Below are 17,710 nucleotides of genomic sequence, written 5' to 3'. Positions count from 1 at the left end.
GCGCAGAGTTTGTGCAGAGCGCGTTACTGGAAACGCTGCAGGAAGAGCGCCTCCGCAACGGCAATCTTCTCAATCTCGTTCGGGTCCACGGACTCGTTGGCGGAGTGGATGGTGGCCTGCGGCTCCTCCACACCAAACAGAGCAATCTCAGCGCTGGGGTGCTTGCCCTGCAACTCCACGGTCAGCGGGATGGAACCGCCCATGCCCTGCGTGATGGCCTCGGAACCGTAGGCCTCACCCAGGCACTGGCCCAGCAACGCTACGGCGGGCTTCTCCGGGTCCGTCTCGAAGCCCAGGTTGGCTTCCAGGATGGTGACCTCGATGTGTGCGCCGAACGGGACGTGCTGCTTGAGGTGCTCTGCCACGGCTTCCGCGGTGGCCTGCGGGTCCATGGTGGCCGGGGTGCGCAGGTTCAGGTTGGCCTCCGCGGTTGCCGGCACCGCGTTGACGGCTTCTGCCACCGGGGTAGAGGTAAAGCCAGTCACGGTGATGGCCGGGCGGGCCCAGATGAGGTCCGCGATGGCGGTGGCGCCTGCAGGGTCGTGGGCACCCATGACCTCGGTGCCGTCGAGCATCTGCGCGTCGGCGCGGAAGTCCTCCTCGGTGTAGGCGGTGTCCTGGCCGGCGGCGAGGGGCCAGGTGCCGTCACAATCGACGCCGTCGATAGTCGTCCGGCCGTACTCATCCGTCAGGGAGTCCAGCGCGCGCATGAGAGCCTTGACGGCGTCGGGAGCCGCGCCGCCGAACTGGCCGGAGTGCACCGCCGAGTTGAGGGTGGAGACCTTAACGTTGATCTGGGAGCCACCGCGCAGGGAGGTGGTCAACGTCGGCACGCCCGCCTTGGCGTTGCCGGCATCGGCGATCAGGATGGCGTCGGCAGCGAACAGCTCCGGGCGCTCCTCAATGAGTGCGGACAGGCCCTCGCCGCCGCGCTCCTCGGAGCCCTCGATGAGGACGGTGAGGTTGAGGTCGGTGCCGCCATTCGCATCTAGGGCGCGCAGGGCCGCCAGGTGCATGGCCACGTTGCCCTTGCAGTCAGCGGCGCCGCGGCCGTACCAACGGCCATTGCGCTCGGTGAGGGTAAACGGATCCGACTCCCACGCCTCCGGGTTGCCGGCGGGGACAACGTCGTAGTGCGAGTAGAGCAGCACCGTCTTCGCGCCCTCCTTGCCCGGGCGGGTGGCCAGGATGGCGGTGGAGCCATCGGCAGTAGTGATGGACTGCGGCTCAAGGCCCGCAGTAGACAGGGCGTTGCTGACCCACTCAGCGGCCTTGGCAGTCTGGTCTTCCAAGCCCGGCTCGTTGTGCACGGAGTTGAAGGACACCAGCTCCTTGAGCTGGCTAAAGATGTTCTCGCGGTCGGAAGCGATGAATTCAGAAATGTTGCTCATGGCTTCCAACGTACCCTGTGCGGGCTGGGCGCCGGGCCTACTGGCTAGGTGTAGCGGCCGCGGCATACTAGACTTTCTAAGGTTCACTCCATATTGCATTAGAAAGGACCTGACATGGCGACTACCACCGCCGAAGGTTCCCAGTCCACGCTCCGCGAGCTCACGCTGCGCGGCATCATCATCGGTGGACTCATCACGCTGATTTTTACCGCGGCCAACGTCTATCTGGGCCTCAAGGTGGGTCTGACGTTCGCCACCTCCATCCCGGCTGCGGTGATCTCCATGGCCGTGCTGCGCCGCTTTGCCGGTCACAATGTCAAGGAAAACAACATTGTGCAGACCATCGCATCGGCCGCCGGCACCCTGTCCGCCATCATCTTCGTGCTCCCAGGCCTGGTGATGGTGGGCTACTGGCAGGGCTTCTCCTTCGTCGATACCGCGGCGGTGTGCGCCATCGGCGGTGTGCTGGGCGTGATGTACTCCATCCCGCTGCGCCGCGCCCTGGTGACCGGCTCCGACCTGCCGTACCCGGAGGGCGTGGCCGCGGCCGAGGTCCTCAAGGTGGGCGATAGCTCCGGTGTGGAGGGCGATGTTGCCCACGAGGAAAACGCCAAGGGCCTGCACGTCATCGTCTTCGGCGGCATCCTGTCTGCCGTGATGGCGCTGCTGGCAGCGATGAAGGCGGCGGCGTCGGAAGTCGCGGCGTACTTCAAGCTCGGCTCCGGTGCCACCACCCTGGGCTCCTCGCTGTCCCTGGCGCTCATCGGCGTGGGCCACCTGGTGGGCCTGGCGGTGGGTATCGCCATGCTCGTCGGCGTGGTCATCTCCTACCTGATTCTGCTGCCCATCCTCACCGGTGGTGAGGCCCTGGGAGATCCGGCCACCCTTATGGACACCGTGGATAGCGTGTTCTCCGGCCGCATCCGCTTCATCGGCGTGGGCACCATGGCCATTGCGGCCGTGTGGACGTTGATCAAGATTGCCGGTCCGATTGCTAAGGGCATGGCGGAGTCTTTCGCTTCCTCCCGCAACCGCAAGAGCGGCCAGCAGGTGGACGTGGAGGAGCGCGACATTCCGGCGCCCTACGTCATTGGCACCATCGTTGCCCTCATGATCCCCATCGGCCTGCTGCTGTGGAACTTCGTGCGCGGCACCGATATTCACGAGCACATGGCGGTGCTCATTACCGTGTCTGTGCTCTTTACGCTGCTGGTGGGTCTCGTCATCGCCTCGGTGTGCGGCTACATGGCGGGCCTTATCGGTGCGTCGAACTCGCCGATTTCCTCCATTGGCATTATCGCCGTCATCGTCGCCGCGCTCATCATCGCGCTGGTGACTCGCGGCACTGACGCCGAGCCGCTGTCCCTCGTGGCCTACACGCTGTTTACCGCGGCGATTGTTTTCGGCATCGCCACCATCTCTAACGACAACCTTCAGGACCTCAAGACCGGCCAGCTGGTCGGAGCTACGCCCTGGAAGCAGCAGGTCGCGCTCATCATTGGTGTCCTCTTCGGCTCCCTGGTCATCCCGCCGATCCTGCAGATCATGCTCACCGGCTTCGGCTTCCAGGGAATGGAGGGCGCCGGCGAGGATGCCCTGGCCGCCCCGCAGGCAGCCCTGATGTCCTCGGTGGCCTCCGGTATCTTCGATAGCTCTCTGCCGTGGGACCTCATCGGCCTAGGCGCGGCGATTGGCGCCGTCATCATCGTGATCGATGAGTGCCTGCGCAAGTTCACGGACAAGTACTCCCTGTCCCCGCTGGCCGTGGGCATGGGCATGTACCTGCCGGCCGCCATCACCATCGTGGTGCCTATTGGTGCCATCCTGGGCTACGTGTACAACCGCTGGTCGGCCCGCCAGTCCAACCCGGACTTTGTCAAGCGCATGGGCACGCTGCTGGCCACCGGCCTCATCGTGGGTGAGTCCCTGTTCGGCGTGGTCAACGCGGCCATCATCGCGGCCTCCGGCGGCGATTCCCCGCTGGAAATCTTCGAGGGCGGAACCTCTGCCAAGGTGATCGGTGTTGTGCTCTTCATCGCCGCCATCACGGTGTCTTACAAGTGGACCTCGAAGAAGGCGGTTGCGGAGAAGTAGGGCAACCTTTCTTATTCCCTTAACTCACATACCTACTTACTTACCCACGCCGGTTGTTCGGCGGAGGTAGTCGCGGGCGGTGCGCAAGCACCGCCCGTTCGCTTATAGCGTTCGTGTTGAACCTTGCAGTCGGTGGGGGAGAGTGCCAGAATGGTCGCTAGCACTTCCGCTTGGCAAGTGCCAGAAATAAATCAGAGTCATCTATGTGGTTGGGGCTGGAGAACACTCGCCAGCCGTGCCGTCGCGGGCGTCCGTCATAGATCCGACGTGAGTGTCGTCCTCAACAAAGCTTAAGGAGCACAAACACATGGCAAAGATCATTGCCTTCGATGAAGAGGCACGTCGCGGCCTCGAGCGTGGTCTGAACACGCTGGCCGACGCCGTCAAGGTCACCCTCGGCCCCAAGGGCCGCAACGTCGTCCTGGAGAAGTCCTGGGGCGCCCCGACCATTACTAACGACGGTGTGTCCATCGCGCGCGAGATCGAGCTCGAGGACCCGTACGAGAAGATCGGCGCTGAGCTGGTTAAGGAAGTTGCCAAGAAGACCGATGACGTCGCGGGCGACGGCACCACCACCGCTACCGTCCTGGCACAGGCACTGGTTCGCGAAGGCCTGCGCAACGTCGCCGCCGGCTCCAACCCGATGGGCATCAAGCGCGGCATCGAGACCGCTACCAAGAAGGTTGTGGACTCCCTGCTGGCTTCCGCCAAGGAAGTAGAGACCCAGGAGCAGATCGCTACCACCGCCGGCATCTCCGCTGCGGACCCGGCTATCGGTGAGAAGATCGCTGAGGCGATGTACACCGTGGGCAACGGCTCCGTGAACAAGGACTCCGTCATCACCGTGGAGGAGTCCAACACCTTCGGCGTGGACCTCGAGGTTACTGAGGGCATGCGCTTCGACAAGGGCTACATCTCCGGCTACTTCGCCACCGACATGGAGCGCCAGGAGGCTGTCCTGGAGGATCCGTACATCCTGCTCGTCTCCTCCAAGATCTCCAACATCAAGGACCTCGTCCCGCTGCTGGAGAAGGTCATGCAGACCGGCAAGCCGCTGCTCATCATCGCCGAGGACGTTGAGGGCGAGGCTCTGTCCACCCTCGTGGTCAACAAGATCCGCGGCACCTTCAAGTCCGTGGCTGTTAAGGCACCGGGCTTCGGTGACCGCCGCAAGGCCACCCTGCAGGACATGGCTATCCTCACCGGCGGCCAGGTCATCTCCGAGGAGGTCGGCCTCTCCCTCGAGACCGCCGAGATCGAGTACCTGGGCCAAGCCCGCAAGGTTGTCGTGACCAAGGATGAGACCACCATCGTCCAGGGTGCCGGTTCCCAGGAGCAGATCGACGGCCGCATCAAGCAGATCCGCGCCGAGATCGAGAACTCCGACTCCGACTACGACCGCGAGAAGCTGCAGGAGCGCCTGGCCAAGCTGGCCGGCGGCGTTGCAGTCCTTAAGGTCGGTGCTGCTACCGAGGTCGAGCTCAAGGAGCGCAAGCACCGCATCGAGGACGCTGTGCGCAACGCTAAGGCTGCCGTGGAGGAGGGCATCGTCGCCGGTGGTGGCGTGGCCCTGCTGCAGGCTGCCGACGTCTTGGATTCCCTCTCCGACCTCACCGGTGACGAGGCCACCGGCGTGAAGATCGTCCGCGAGGCGCTGTCCGCACCGCTGAAGCAGATCGCGCACAACGCTGGCCTGGAGCCGGGCGTGGTTGCTGACAAGGTTGCGTCCCTGCCGGCTGGCCAGGGCCTCAACGCTGCCTCCGGCGAGTACGTGGACCTCATGGCTGAGGGCATCAACGACCCGGTGAAGGTTACCCGCTCTGCTCTGCAGAACGCGGCCTCCATCGCGGCTCTGTTCCTGACCACCGAGGCGGTTGTGGCTGACAAGCCGGAGCCGGCCGGTGCTCAGCAGATGCCGGATGCTGACGCCATGGGCGGCATGGGCTTCTAAGCGCTCGTACCCATAGCAGAACTTCAGCTCCCCGCGGCGGTGCCGTGGGGAGCTGTTGCGATCTTGAAACCTTCCGGGCGGGAAAAGTAGCCCCACATAGGGGTAAATTGGGGAGTGTGCCCGAAAACTTCGGGTTCAATTTTCAGCCTGTAAAGACATAATCATCGTCGGCGCTGGGGTGCGCGTTACGTATGAGCCAAAGAATTCCGTGAAATTATATCGACACAGCCGCGTTTTACCAGCTAAAGGCGTTTCTGCTGGTTAGGTTAACGTTTGGTTAACATTACATTGCTATTTTATGGGTGCTTTAGCGGCAAAAATCACGGCACAACAATTGGGCGTTGGGGCTTGCAATGTTGGGCAGGTGTGGCAAAATTACGTCTTGTGACGCCCGCAGAGGGTGTCTGCAAACCGCAAACCCCTCCGGGCAAATTCTTTACCCGGACTTCACATGAGGAGACCATAATGGATCTTAACTTCATTGGCGAGCAGCTCGGCAACTTCGGCACCTTCGCCGAGGGCATCAAGAAGCTGTTCACCGGCTTCGCTAAGGCCTTCGACACCGTTGCTGGCGCTGTCCAGCTGGGCGACGACTTCGAGGCTGCTCCGAAGACCGAGCAGTTCGACTGGATGTCCTCCAAGTAAGAACATTCGCCTAACGGCGTAATAAGACCACTTCATACTTTCAATCCCAAGGAGTTTTAAAATGGGTACCCTTTCTTCCACCGGCGTTCTCGGTGTCATCCTTAACGTTCTTTACGGTCTCGGCGACGCTGCTACCGGCGCTTCCAAGCTGATCGGCCTGCTGCCGTAAGACTGCACTGCTCACGCAGTACTAAGCCTTAACCCCGCTGACCCGCTTTGGGCAGCGGGGTTTCGCGTATCCAAAACCGGTAAATTCCGCCGTAGTCTGCCACGGCTCCGAAAGTGGGGGTGAATTGGGATCCACCGGAAATATTTAGCGCGCCAGATCTGTGGTTCACAGTTAGAATTAGCGGCATGGCTGATATTAAAGACGACGAACTCCCCGAGATCGACCTTGCACAGACCGACGGCTACGTCGTTGATGACACTGATGAAGACGACCCGGCGCTAATCATGCCGGACGGCTCGCCCGTGGAGACGTGGCGTGAGAAGTACCCGTACGAGGAGCGCATGACGCGTGAGGAGTACGACCCTCTGAAGCGCGCCCTGCAGATCGAGCTGCTGAAGTGGCAGAACTGGACCAAGGAAACCGGCCAGCGCCACATCATTATCTTTGAGGGCCGTGACGCCGCCGGTAAGGGCGGTACCATCAAGCGCTTCAACGAGCACCTGAACCCGCGCGGTGCCCGTACCGTCGCATTGGAGAAGCCGTCCCCGCGTGAGTCTACCTCGTGGTACTTCCAGCGCTACATCGAGCACTTCCCGTCCGGCGGCGAGATCGTCTTCTTTGACCGCTCTTGGTACAACCGCTCTGGTGTCGAGCGCGTCATGGGCTTCTGCACCGAGTCGCAGCACGCGGAGTTCCTCCGTGAGGTGCCGATGCTGGAGAACATGCTCTTGGGCTCCGGTATTTCGCTGACCAAGCTGTGGTTCTCCGTGACCCGCAAGGAGCAGCGCACTCGCTTCGCTATCCGCCAGATTGACCCGGTGCGTCAGTGGAAGCTGTCCCCGATGGACCTGGCGTCCCTGGGCAAGTGGGACGATTACACCCGCGCCAAGGAAGAGCAGTTCCGCTACACCGATACGGATGAGTCGCCGTGGATCACCATTAAGTCCAACGACAAGAAGCGCGCCCGCATCAACGCCATGCGCTACGTGCTCTCCAAGTTCGAGTACACGGGCAAGGACCACGAGCTGGTGGGCCAGGTGGATGACAAGATTGTCAAGCGCGGTCGCGACCAGATCGACGATTAGGACCTACGTTTTGCGGGAAGGGCCTAACCCATAACCCCTGGCCCTGTCCCCGAATACGAGCAATGCCCTAGCCCCACTGTGGGGCTAGGGCATTTGGCGTTGGCCAGTTTTAGAAGAGGGCCTCAATCTGAGCGATCGGCGCGATGTGGCCGGTTTCCAGCAGGAGGTCGTACAGGCCAAAGGAAGAAAGCCCAAGGGTAACGGCTCCGCTTAAGGAACCGATGATGGAGGTGATGATGGTTGCTGCGGTGCCCATAATAAATGTCTCCTTGAAAGAGTTAGATTGGAACGCGGGGGAATTCTAGACGTGGAAGGACTGTACGAAGTTCTCGATGGCCGGGATTTCTGCCATCTGGCCCAGACGAGTGAGAATGCTGTAGAGACCGTAAGAGGACAGGATCGTGCTGATCATTGTTTGTAAACTCCTTGTGAGTTAGAGGGGGACAGCATGAAACCGAAAGCCTCGTATCACCGCGAACGGTTTGTTAATGTTTCAGTTTCGTTCTCAGAGTAACACCCAGGTGGTAGGGACGCTGGACTTTTTTCGCGGTCACACGATGGTGGCGAAACATAAACCCCCGCTTAACGATGTATGGGGGTGCAAACATCGACAAGCGGGGGCTACTGGGGCTTAGCCGGAAGGTTCTATGAGCGTTTCCACGGCTCGATGGGGTTGCCCTGCCACACGGAGTTGCGGGGCACCTGGTCGCCGCGCATGACCAGGGAGCCTGGGCCCACGGTGGCGGCGGTGCCGATGCGGGAGGCCGGCAGCGCCACCGAGTGCGAGCCCAGCGTGGAGCTGGCCTCAATGGTCACGGTGTCCAGGCTCATGACGCGGTCCTGGAACAGGTGGGTCTGCACCACGGTGCCGGGGCCGACGGAGGCACCCGCGCCCACGGCGCAGAGGTCGGTCTCCGGGAACCAGTAGGAGTCAATCCACGCGCCCCGGCCGATTCGCACGCCGAGCGCGCGCAGGCCCTGGTTGATTTCACCCATGCCGGCGGTGTGGTTGAAGAACCACGGCGCGGCGAGGACCTCCACGAAGGTATCCTGCAGCTCGTTGAGCCAGACAAAGGCCGACCACAACGGGTGATCACCCGGGGTGTGCTTGCCCACGCAGATCCACTTCACCGCCACTGTGACGGCGACGGAGATGGCGCCGGCGGCCATGAGGACCAGTCCGCCGAGCAACCAGGTCAGCGCAACGCCCAGGGAGTCCGCGAGGGCGTAGAGCGCCACTAGGGTGCCAGCCAGCAGCATGGCCGAGGCCATGGGGGCCAAGAGGCGCATCGTCTCGATGAGACCGCGGGCGGCCTTGACGCCGAAGCCGGGGGAGTAGGTGAGGGACTCGCCCTGCACGCCATCCACGTGCGCCTCCACGCGGCGCATGCGCTCCGGAGGGGAACCCCACCAGTTCGCGCCGGCCTTGGTCTTCTTCGGTGTCGAGGAGAGCACGGCCACCAGTGAGTTCTTCGACAGCTTGCGGCCCGGGCCGGTAATACCGGAGTTGCCCACGAAGGAGCGCTTGCCCACCTTGGACTCGCCGGCGAGCATCCAGCCGCCGCCGAGCTCGTAGCCGCCAATCATGGTGTCGTCCGCCAGGAACGCGCCGTCCTTGACCTCGGTGAACTTCGGCACCATGACGGCGGTGGAAATCTCCACGTCCTTTCCAATCGTCGCGCCCAGGGAGCGCAGCCACGTCGGGGTGAGCTGGGAGGCGTAGAGCGGGAAGAGCTTCGTGCGGGCCTCATCCATGAGGCGCTCGATGGCCCACAGGCGCCAGCCCGCGAAGGAACGCACCGCGGTGATGCCGGGCTTGAGCCCCAGCGAGAGCACGCGCACACCCAGCCAGGTCTGCAGCATGTAGGTGGCAAACGCCACCAGCGCGCCCACCGGGGCGAAGAAGATGGCGCCGATCGCCGGGGAGCCGTCGGTAAGCTGCACCAGCTCCATCACCGCGGCAGCGCCAACGCCCAGCGCCACGATGGGCTGGAGCGCGAGCAGCACCGCGGTGGCGTCGTACACCGGCACCCACAGCGGGCGGCGCTTCGGGGCGTGGGACGGGAAGCGGTGCTTGGAGCGGCCCACCTTCATCGCCGGCGAGCCGGACCAGCGCTGACCGTCCTTGATCTTCTTGCGCGCGGTCACAGTGGAGCCGGCCTCCACGTGGGCGTACTTGCCCACGACGGTGCCGGGCAGCAGCGTCGAGCGCGCACCCACGCGCGCGCCTTCCTTGACCTCGATAGCGCCGACGTGGAAGACGTCGCCGTCCAGCCAGTAGCCGCACAAGTCGACCTCCGGCTCGATGGCAGCGTGCTTTCCCAACTTGAGCAGGCCGGTCACCGGCGGCAGCGAGTGCAGGTCCACGCCGCGGCCAATCTTCACGCCCAGGGCGCGGGCGTAGTTGTTGACGCGGGTAGCACCGGCCAGGGAGCTCGCACCGGTGGCGTTGGCCCAGCGCTCCGCCGCCCACACACGCAGGTGGGTAGCGCCACCGCGCGGGTACTCGCCGGGCGTGATGCCGGCGGTGATAAGCCGCGCGCCGTAACCGCCCAGTGGGATGCGCCCGATAGGCGTGACGAACACGACGAGGAGGATAGCCACCAGCCACCACGGGGTGGTCAGTGACCAGTCCACGCCGAGCAGGTTCGCTACGTTGGACCCCAGCAACAGCCAGGCCAACCAGCTGGTGGCGGCCACGGTCATCACCGGGATCTGAATCAGGGTCTGCGCGATGCGCGTGCCCACGCTCACGGGCTTGACCTCGCGGATAGGACCGGCGTCCTCGACAGACTCAGTCCCGGCGAGCTGTTCCGCCAGCGAACCCAGGCGCGGGTGGTCGTAGAGATCGCGCACGGCCACGGTGGGGAAGCGCTCGCGGATGCGGCCCACCAGCGTCGCGGCGGCCAGCGAGGTGCCACCGAGGGAGAAGAAGTCAGCATTGACGTCGTCGACGGAGACACCGAGGGTCTCGACCCACAGCTCCGCCAGCCACTGCTCGGTCGGGTTGAGGCCCGCGGCCTCCACGCCCACGCCGGGCAGCGGCCACGGCAGGGCTTTCTTATCCACCTTGCCGGAGGTGCGCACGGGCAGCTCCTCCATGACGCAGATGCGCGGCACTAGGGCGGCGGGCATGGTGTCCGCCAGGCGCTCATGTGCGGCATCGTGGTCAAACCCCAGGTCCGGGTCCTCTAGGGAGGCGTAGCCCACGAGCACGGACTCGCCGCCCGGCGTCTTCTGCACGGCCACGGCGGAGTTGTACACGTTCGGCAGTGCGGCGACGTTGGCTTCCACCTCACCGAGCTCGATGCGGCGGCCACCAATCTTGACCTGGTCATCGACGCGGCCCACGAAGTACAGGCCGTCCTCTTCCAGGCGCACGTGGTCACCGGTGCGGTAGGCACGCTCCCATCCCATGGACTCCAGCGGCGCATACTTCTCCGCGTCCTTGACCGGGTCCAGGTAGGCAGCCAGCCCCACGCCGCCGATGACGAGTTCGCCGACCTCACCGATGTTCACGGGGACGCCATGCTTGTCGACGACCACCAGGTCCCACCCCTTCAACGGCAGCCCAATCGATACCGGCTGGCCCGGCAGCATGCGCTGCGCGCAGGCCACGACGGTGGCCTCGGTGGGGCCATAGGTATTCCACATTTCGCGGTCCTCGGTGGCCAGGCGGTCCACTAGCTCCTGGGAGCAGGCCTCGCCGCCGACGATGAGGAGGCGGATGTTGTCCAAGGCCTCCGCGGGCCACAGGCCGGCCAAGGTCGGCACGGTGGAGACCACTGTGATGTCGCGGCGGATGAGCCAGGGGCCCAAGTCCATGCCGGAACGCACCAGGGAGCGCGGGGCAGGAACCAGGCAGGCGCCGTGGCCCCAGGCCAGCCACATTTCCTCGCAGGAGGCATCGAAGGCCACAGACAAGCCGGCCAGCACGCGGTCGTCGGGGCCCAGCGGGCCATGGGGGCTATCGGCCAGGAAGAGGGCGGCCTCGGCGTCGACGAAGGCGGCGGCGGAGCGGTGGCTTACCGCCACGCCCTTGGGCTTGCCCGTCGAGCCGGAGGTGAAGATGATCCACGCGGTGTCTTCGGGTCGCGGTTCCTCGAAAAGTGCGCCGTCTCGATCGTCCTTTTCGTCGAACGTGGGGCGCGCCATGCGCGGCCCGCCTTCCCGCACCATGCGGAAACCTTCGTCGGTGAATACACCGTCGATGTCGGCCTCACCAAAGACCATCTCGGCGCGCTCGTCCGGGTCGTCGGCGTCGACGGGCACGTAGGCGGCGCCGGCGGCGAGCGTGGCCAAGATAGCCAGGTAGAGCTCCCGCTTGCCGGAGGTCATGCGGATGCCGATGCGGTCGCCGCGGCGCACACCGTTAGCGTGGAGCTCGGAGGCCCACGCGGAGACGTCGGCAAGCAGCTCGGCGTAGGTCAGGATCTCGCCGTCATCGAGCGCTGCCGCGTCCGGGTAGTGCTCCGCCGTGGTACGCACGATGTCCCACAAGGTGCGCTCCGGCGCGGCCTCGGAGCCGAGGAGGTACTGCGGCGGTATGGGGTTCGTCGCTGCGTGTGTATCGGGCTCTGTCATTTACGCATCGGCCCCAGTCTCGGCAGCGCCATCGTGGCTATCCTGCGCGGCGTCGGCGGCGATGATGGCCTTGGCCAGCTTGCGCAGGTGCTTGAGCTGCTTGTTGGTGGACTCATCCAGGGCCTCGTCCTCGGCGGCGGCGACGAGCTCCGCCAGCTCCTTGTGGGCCTTTACGCCCTTCTTGGTGGAGGCGATGATCTGGCGGCGGCGGTCCTTGGCGTCGCGCTCGCGCTTGACCCAGTTGCGGGACTCCAGTGAATCGAGCAGGCGCACCATATCGGAGGCGTCGATGGCCAGGGTCTCAGACAGCGCGGACTGGGACGACGCGGCCTCTTCCACGAGGCAGGTGAGCACCCAGTACTCGCGCAGGGTGGTCTGCTTGGTCTGCAGGGCAGCCTCAACGCCATCGCGGGTGCGGCGGCGGAGGCGTTCCAGCTGGAAGGACGGGGATTCCAGCAGAGCGGTCGGGATAGCAACAGAATTTGATGAAGACATGCCGATGATTCTATCCCGCCTACCGTCGAAATCCTAAATCATGGGTGGCATCCCACTAGTTTTATGCCGAGGCTAACTTCTGAACGATGAGAGTATTGAGGGACACGCCCTCTCGTTCGGCTTCGATGGTCAGGTTTCGATGGAGCGATTGTGGGATACGGAGGTTGAACTTCCCCGAAAAGCTGCGCTGGCCAAACGGCTCTGGGGCTTGCTCATTGTTGCGCTGCATATCTTCTAGCGCTTCCTCGACGACACTTCGCAGTTCGGATTCTGCGGTGGCTGCGGACGCGTCGAGCCATGACAGGGAGGGGAACTCTAGGACGGTGGCAACGAATTCGCCGTCTTCTTCGGACCAAGCGGTTTGGTAGGTGTATTTGTCTGCGAGGTTCATGAAGTGCCTATTTGTGAGGATCTTTGGTATCTTGGATACCACACTTGAATGGTACCGAAAATGGTACCACTACTGGTTGGGGTAAACCATGGGGCAGCCCTGGGCCTTCCATGCATCCGTGCCGCCGTCGACGTTGATGACGTCCCAGCCCTTGGTGTGCTCCAAGTACTGGCACACCTGCATGCTGCGTCCGCCTAGGTGGCAGATGACGTAGATGTCTTGGTCCGGGTCAATCTCGTCGATGCGCTCGACGAGGTCTCCCATCGGGATGTGCGTAGCACCCTGGGCGTGCTCGGTGTTCCACTCGTGGTCCTCGCGGACGTCGATAAGCTGGGCGTTCTCTGGTACTTCCTGGGGTGTTACGTTTCTCATGCCCCATACCCTAGTCACGCGTTGGGCCTAGTGCTGTTCCTCCACTCGCCGCGTCCAGGGAAGGGCTTCAAACTCTGCGCGGTCGCCGTTCACAAATCGCTCAAGGAGGGACAAGGCTTCGTCGATGTCCTCAAGGAGCATCTGGAAGTTTTCCTCCTCGCCGTTGTTGTGGCCCCATTCGACGAGGTAGCGCGCTGCCCCTGTTTCTGAGGGTTCTACGCGGTCGACCTGGCAGTAATCGCCCGAGACTATTCGATCAAAGGCCGCTACCCACGCTCCCACTTCGGGGAAGCCGTCCTGGCGAACTGCTTCGAGAAGGTCATCGTTGAAAAGATATGCAGCTGAGCCGAATACCGTAGCATTGACCATGAAGCGCTCTTCCTCAGGGATATCTGAGGAAGACTTCTGATCTTGCCAATTCACTTTGTCCACCAATTGCGCTGGGGAGTAGGTGAATTCAACCATCGCATCCAGAGCAAGGGGCAATGGGATGGAAGAGATTTCGTGTAGGTTCCCGTCGGGGGTGACAAGGTCAAGCGAAACGTTGTCGCCCGTGTAGGTGGTTTCCAAGGTATAACGCTCCTGGAAGTCCACCTGACTTCCGGATCGAACCTCAAGTCTCCATCCTGTGAAGAGGCGAAGCCCAGCTTCGAGTACGGAGGAGGACGTAGCCACCTCCCAAGTGTTCACATACAACTTATCCGCGAGTAGCTTCAACTGGCAGCTCTCGGCCCCTGGAAACGGCTTGCCCGACGGGTTATACAGCGCCAGGGAATCATCGACAACAAGCGAAATGCCATAGTCCTGTGCCAGATGAGTAAGCCTCTCGATCGTGACCGTCCTGACGTCAGCGGGGATGAGCAGCCGAGTAAGTGCTTGGGCCTCCACCTGTTCCTCAGCGAGGAGGATTTCGTTTCCGAGCTTTGTGTTAATCCTCTCAATGTATTTCTGCATCCGGGGGCTGGGCTCGTCATTATGGTCAGCGCGGATGCGGTGCATCATGCATATTGATGCTTCAGTCCACTGCTCCTCGCGCTCTGGCAGCTCCATTGCGGTGACAGTGGTGTACGGCGCCGGATCCGACAAGGAAGAGTCCGGGAAGACTGTGGAAATCATCTCGCCGTTGCCGTCTAAATAGTGCTCCGCCACTGCGATGACCTCGTCTGCGATGTCGAAGGTCTGCACATTGTCGGTGCCGAGGTTATCGTAAACCTTCGCGGTCCACTGCCCCTGCGCATTGCGGCCGTAGGCCAGGGAAAATGTTGGCCATTTGTGCAGGTGGACCATCACCCCTGCGGGGAGCTCCTTCACTGCGTCCAGCCGGCGCCACGGCATCTCGTGGCGGGCTGAAAGATCTAAGATGGGTTTCGATCCTGGGGGAAGCAGCGGCTCCCACGCCAATTCTTCGATCACTGGGTTGTGATCACTAAAGGAAAGCAGAAGCTCTCGTGCTTCTTCATAGGTATCGACAGTGAGCCTGCGGAATACTGGTTCCGTGGCCTCTGGCGGAAGGCTGGCCCACATCAATTCGAACTGACCGCTTGCGAGCAAACGCATGGACATATCGTGTCCGTAGCTTCGTATGTCCGCGCCGAGGTTGATTACTTGAATCCACGTCTGTTCGGACACTGGCAGGCGCAGTGCGTCTTCAAAGGCGCGATCCAGCATAGGTCTGCTGACCTGTCGCCACGTAGTTCCCATGCAATTCCTGATGAAGGAAAGGCCATCGCTGCTTGCGTGGATTCCAGTCGCGTTAAAGAGGATGTCTGTGGTCCCAATGAAGACCACCAAGCCGTGTTGATACGCCAACAAATCTAGTTGTCCTTGGAGCTCTACATCGCTTGAATCCATCGTGACCGTGATGGCTGAATGCGCGGGAAGCTCCTGTCCAAAGAGCTTGGAAAGTGCCGCCGATGCCTCTTCCATTTCTGGATCTGGCTTCCGGAAGGAGTCCAGCCCTTCTGTTTGTATCAACTCCAGAAAATAGTCATGGTCAGCAATCGTTTCTTGCTTAAAGCGCACGATGTTGAGCTGCAGCTCCATATTGGTGGCTTCCTTCCAGGGTGGTGGTCCTGTCGTTGTTCTGAGGCTGAAAGCGATCGTAGGCGACCTGGGTCACATCTGCCTGAGCGGCTGCTGGGAGTGCGCTGGAACAGAACAATCGACGAAACCCGTGAAGGATGGAGGCCGCACAAGCCAATGGGCCGAACGTATGAGATTTCGGGCATGTACTTTGGGCGGCATAGGAATCCGGTGTTTCGGCCTTCTCTTCATAGCGAAAGCGGGTGTTCCACCACTTTTTCACTACTCATTTACGTTGAAGGGGAAACTCTTAAATGGAAGATCTGACAGAAATGCGTACCGAGCTTCGACAAGGCACGCTTGAAATCGACGGCATCACCATTGAAAGCCGTATCGGTATGGACCTCGAGCCTCACAGCGAATATATTGTGAACCTCGAATTTGCGGTTCGCCAAGGAACGGTGCCCACTGCAATGAGGCTTAAGACTTTTCACGCTGAGTTCGTTCTTTCTGATGATGAGACAGAAAACAGTATTCGTCTCACCGACGGCGTTAGCAATAGCACAAGCTTTCTCCTTCGAACCGGACAAGAATCGGGCAGACTCAGTGTTTTCAACGAATACCTCCATAGTTACAAGAAAGGTGCGGAACCCGCGTATGAATACATGACTGGTGATGCTGGGATTGTTATCACCAAGAGGGACGGCGACACCATCCACTTTGCCTGCAACAACCGCAGTCCACGCGAGCAACTAGCGTTTGAGGACGTCACGGGGACGCTTACTCTCACTAAAATTGGTTCAGCGGAAGATCATTCCATCGCCCCTGCAGAGGATGGATCGCCGATTCAGCAATATTGCTTCATTGACAGTGGTGATGAGGTACCCGAGGAAAAGGAGCTCGTTGATATTGCTACCTCGCTTTCGGGCACGGCCTCCCCGACTAGCGAAGCGGTCACTACCTTAATTGACAGGCTGGAAGGGCTTAACTACACCATTATTTCTTCCGCTGACAATGCCGTCACCATCGAAGTGGACATCTCGAATGAGGACACCACCGAATTCGCTATGGTCGATGAGGCCCGACTATGGAATCTCAACCTTGTGAAGGTTTGCTCTCGCATTCTGCTGAATCGGAGCACAAACCGGCCAGAAAGTTAGGCCCCGACTGCTCAGAATTGGGATGCTAAGAACTGCGTGACTCGTCGTGTTGAAGAACGAGTTGTGGCGGAGAGCACGCAGGTGTAAGCCACGGATTTGGCTGTGGCACTTAAATCGTCGGGTAGTGCGAGGAGTCGATGTCGTTCGCGGTAATTAGCGCCGGAAAATGGCGGGTTTTCGCGCTCTATTTACCGTGAGCGTAGAGAATGACCCGCCAGCGGTGCGCGGAGATGCCCTTGCTGGACTCGCCGTGGGGATGAACCGAGGATCTCGCGCGGGGTAAGCCTGCCCAGGCCGCTGCACGAAGCTCATCTACGTTTCTGCGGTTGCGGGCTTTTAAGGGGCACTTTATTGTGAGCAGCACGGGGGAGGGGCTTTCAATCGGAGGGGACTGCATGGAGAAAATTGTTGGCCGCGCTGGGCCACTAGCTGCGGCCAAGGGGGAAGCAGTAAAAATCACGCGGGGGCTCTACCTGCCCAGTGAACCAACGCCGTTGGAATTGGCGAAGGTAGTCAGTAAACACTGGCCGGACTGCGCACTGGATGGCTATTCCGCGGGGATGATTTTCCTCGGGCGAAAACCCAAATTTCCGTTGCAGCTCATTCGTGAGAAGGGCCTGGAGGACACGCGCTACTTTGTATGCCGCCGTGCGCAGCCGAAGGGCGTCTTTCTGTACGACGGCATTAATGTGTGTAATCCGCTGCAGGCGGTGGAAGCCATGGAGGAGAAGCATGCGGTGATGTTTCTGGAGAAGTTTTTCGCCGGCGGTGATGCGGAAAGCAGATTAAGGCTGCTTGCCATGGACTTTCGGCGGTTTCCCAAGCACACCCGGCGCGCGCTGGACAAGGCTGTGATCGGCGCGGATAGCGTCCCAGAGAAAGCTTTAACTCGTGCTTTGGAGCCCTTCTTTAAGGTGCGCAACAACGTCAAAATTGGGCCCTACCGCTGGGATCTTTTGTTGGAGGACTGCAAGATTGCCATCGAGGTTGACGGTTACGCCTACCACCGGGGAGAGAACCGGCGGCAATTCGAGCTTGATCGTCAGAAACTTAATGACGTTGTGCATCGGGGGTATACGCCTCTGCACTTCACTGCGACCACCATCGAGCACCATATCGACGAGGTGGTGGAGCAGGTGCGCGGGGTCGCGGGAGGGAACAGACGCTATTTAGACCCGCCGTGGATGTGGCACCGGATGTTCGTGTGAGGAGGCGATGTCGTTCACGGTAAATAGCGCCGGAAAATGGCGCGGATTTTCGCGCTCTATTTACCGTGAGCGTCGTGCGGGTGGCCCGCGGCGGTTCTTGTGGGGCGCATGGGGTCAAAGGGACTTACACGGCGCTGGCCCCT

At 61.7% G+C, this 17,710-nt stretch carries 13 protein-coding genes; 6 read left to right on the top strand and 7 right to left on the bottom strand.

The features are described from left to right. Positions 1 to 23: 23 nt before the first annotated feature. On the bottom strand, positions 24 to 1,391 hold the full coding sequence (locus ACKFR8_RS07480; protein ID WP_408929638.1) for a dipeptidase: 1,368 nt from the start codon (positions 1,389 to 1,391) through the stop codon (positions 24 to 26). A gap of 114 nt (positions 1,392 to 1,505) precedes the next feature. Here ACKFR8_RS07480 and ACKFR8_RS07475 point away from each other — a divergent pair, with 114 nt between their 5' ends. The 4 genes from ACKFR8_RS07475 to ppk2 all read left to right on the top strand — a co-directional run bounded on the left by ACKFR8_RS07475 (position 1,506) and on the right by ppk2 (position 7,335). Continuing rightward, the gene (locus tag ACKFR8_RS07475; protein ID WP_408929637.1) at positions 1,506 to 3,485 is read left to right on the top strand and encodes an OPT family oligopeptide transporter; all 1,980 of its coding nucleotides are present in this window, start codon (positions 1,506 to 1,508) and stop codon (positions 3,483 to 3,485) included. 307 nt (positions 3,486 to 3,792) lie between these two features. Beyond that, complete coding sequence (gene groL, locus ACKFR8_RS07470; RefSeq protein ID WP_306507635.1) at positions 3,793 to 5,436, top strand: chaperonin GroEL; 1,644 nt, start codon at positions 3,793 to 3,795, stop codon at positions 5,434 to 5,436. A 465-nt stretch (positions 5,437 to 5,901) separates the two neighbouring features. Continuing rightward, positions 5,902 to 6,081: a PorH family porin gene (locus ACKFR8_RS07465; RefSeq protein ID WP_306507636.1), complete on the top strand. Its 180-nt coding sequence runs from the start codon at positions 5,902 to 5,904 to the stop codon at positions 6,079 to 6,081. Between the two features lie 354 nt (positions 6,082 to 6,435). Beyond that, a complete protein-coding gene (gene ppk2, locus ACKFR8_RS07460) occupies positions 6,436 to 7,335 on the top strand; it encodes a polyphosphate kinase 2 (protein WP_296133092.1) in 900 nt (299 codons plus the stop codon). A gap of 109 nt (positions 7,336 to 7,444) precedes the next feature. On the opposite strand, the gene ACKFR8_RS07455 is transcribed toward ppk2, so the two are convergent. The 6 genes from ACKFR8_RS07455 to ACKFR8_RS07430 all read right to left on the bottom strand — a co-directional run bounded on the left by ACKFR8_RS07455 (position 7,445) and on the right by ACKFR8_RS07430 (position 15,220). Continuing rightward, positions 7,445 to 7,591: a hypothetical protein gene (locus tag ACKFR8_RS07455; RefSeq protein WP_306507637.1), complete on the bottom strand. Its 147-nt coding sequence runs from the start codon at positions 7,589 to 7,591 to the stop codon at positions 7,445 to 7,447. 389 nt (positions 7,592 to 7,980) lie between these two features. Next, positions 7,981 to 11,919, bottom strand: coding sequence for a Pls/PosA family non-ribosomal peptide synthetase (locus tag ACKFR8_RS07450; RefSeq protein WP_408929636.1), 3,939 nt, complete (start codon positions 11,917 to 11,919; stop codon positions 7,981 to 7,983). Then, entirely contained in the window at positions 11,920 to 12,414 is a 495-nt protein-coding gene (locus ACKFR8_RS07445) for a MarR family winged helix-turn-helix transcriptional regulator (protein WP_408929635.1), read from the bottom strand. A 61-nt stretch (positions 12,415 to 12,475) separates the two neighbouring features. Further along, positions 12,476 to 12,805, bottom strand: coding sequence for a type II toxin-antitoxin system HicB family antitoxin (locus ACKFR8_RS07440; RefSeq protein WP_408929634.1), 330 nt, complete (start codon positions 12,803 to 12,805; stop codon positions 12,476 to 12,478). A gap of 69 nt (positions 12,806 to 12,874) precedes the next feature. Continuing rightward, positions 12,875 to 13,177, bottom strand: a complete 303-nt coding sequence (locus ACKFR8_RS07435; RefSeq protein WP_408929633.1) for a rhodanese-like domain-containing protein — start codon at positions 13,175 to 13,177, stop codon at positions 12,875 to 12,877. A 27-nt stretch (positions 13,178 to 13,204) separates the two neighbouring features. Continuing rightward, a complete protein-coding gene (locus tag ACKFR8_RS07430; RefSeq protein ID WP_408929632.1) occupies positions 13,205 to 15,220 on the bottom strand; it encodes a hypothetical protein in 2,016 nt (671 codons plus the stop codon). A gap of 293 nt (positions 15,221 to 15,513) precedes the next feature. On the opposite strand from ACKFR8_RS07430, the gene ACKFR8_RS07425 reads away from it, so the two are divergent. Both ACKFR8_RS07425 and ACKFR8_RS07420 read left to right on the top strand, forming a co-directional pair. Continuing rightward, the gene (locus tag ACKFR8_RS07425; RefSeq protein WP_408929631.1) at positions 15,514 to 16,359 is read left to right on the top strand and encodes a hypothetical protein; all 846 of its coding nucleotides are present in this window, start codon (positions 15,514 to 15,516) and stop codon (positions 16,357 to 16,359) included. A 395-nt stretch (positions 16,360 to 16,754) separates the two neighbouring features. Then, positions 16,755 to 17,567, top strand: coding sequence for an endonuclease domain-containing protein (locus tag ACKFR8_RS07420; RefSeq protein ID WP_408929630.1), 813 nt, complete (start codon positions 16,755 to 16,757; stop codon positions 17,565 to 17,567). The last annotated feature ends 143 nt before the right edge of the window (positions 17,568 to 17,710 follow it).

Source organism: Corynebacterium axilliensis (assembly GCF_046097495.1).
GTDB lineage: Bacteria > Actinomycetota > Actinomycetes > Mycobacteriales > Mycobacteriaceae > Corynebacterium.
This window is presented reverse-complemented; position numbering and strand designations above follow the sequence as displayed.

Coding starts and splice junctions, on each gene's coding strand:
- ACKFR8_RS07480 (WP_408929638.1), bottom strand. CDS start 1,391: ATGAGCAACATTTCTGAATTCATCGCTTCCGACCGCGAGAACATCTTT.
- ACKFR8_RS07430 (WP_408929632.1), bottom strand. CDS start 15,220: ATGGAGCTGCAGCTCAACATCGTGCGCTTTAAGCAAGAAACGATTGCT.
- ACKFR8_RS07440 (WP_408929634.1), bottom strand. CDS start 12,805: ATGAACCTCGCAGACAAATACACCTACCAAACCGCTTGGTCCGAAGAA.
- ACKFR8_RS07445 (WP_408929635.1), bottom strand. CDS start 12,414: ATGTCTTCATCAAATTCTGTTGCTATCCCGACCGCTCTGCTGGAATCC.
- ppk2 (WP_296133092.1), top strand. CDS start 6,436: ATGGCTGATATTAAAGACGACGAACTCCCCGAGATCGACCTTGCACAG.
- ACKFR8_RS07465 (WP_306507636.1), top strand. CDS start 5,902: ATGGATCTTAACTTCATTGGCGAGCAGCTCGGCAACTTCGGCACCTTC.
- ACKFR8_RS07420 (WP_408929630.1), top strand. CDS start 16,755: ATGGAGAAAATTGTTGGCCGCGCTGGGCCACTAGCTGCGGCCAAGGGG.
- groL (WP_306507635.1), top strand. CDS start 3,793: ATGGCAAAGATCATTGCCTTCGATGAAGAGGCACGTCGCGGCCTCGAG.
- ACKFR8_RS07425 (WP_408929631.1), top strand. CDS start 15,514: ATGGAAGATCTGACAGAAATGCGTACCGAGCTTCGACAAGGCACGCTT.
- ACKFR8_RS07475 (WP_408929637.1), top strand. CDS start 1,506: ATGGCGACTACCACCGCCGAAGGTTCCCAGTCCACGCTCCGCGAGCTC.
- ACKFR8_RS07455 (WP_306507637.1), bottom strand. CDS start 7,591: ATGGGCACCGCAGCAACCATCATCACCTCCATCATCGGTTCCTTAAGC.
- ACKFR8_RS07435 (WP_408929633.1), bottom strand. CDS start 13,177: ATGAGAAACGTAACACCCCAGGAAGTACCAGAGAACGCCCAGCTTATC.
- ACKFR8_RS07450 (WP_408929636.1), bottom strand. CDS start 11,919: ATGACAGAGCCCGATACACACGCAGCGACGAACCCCATACCGCCGCAG.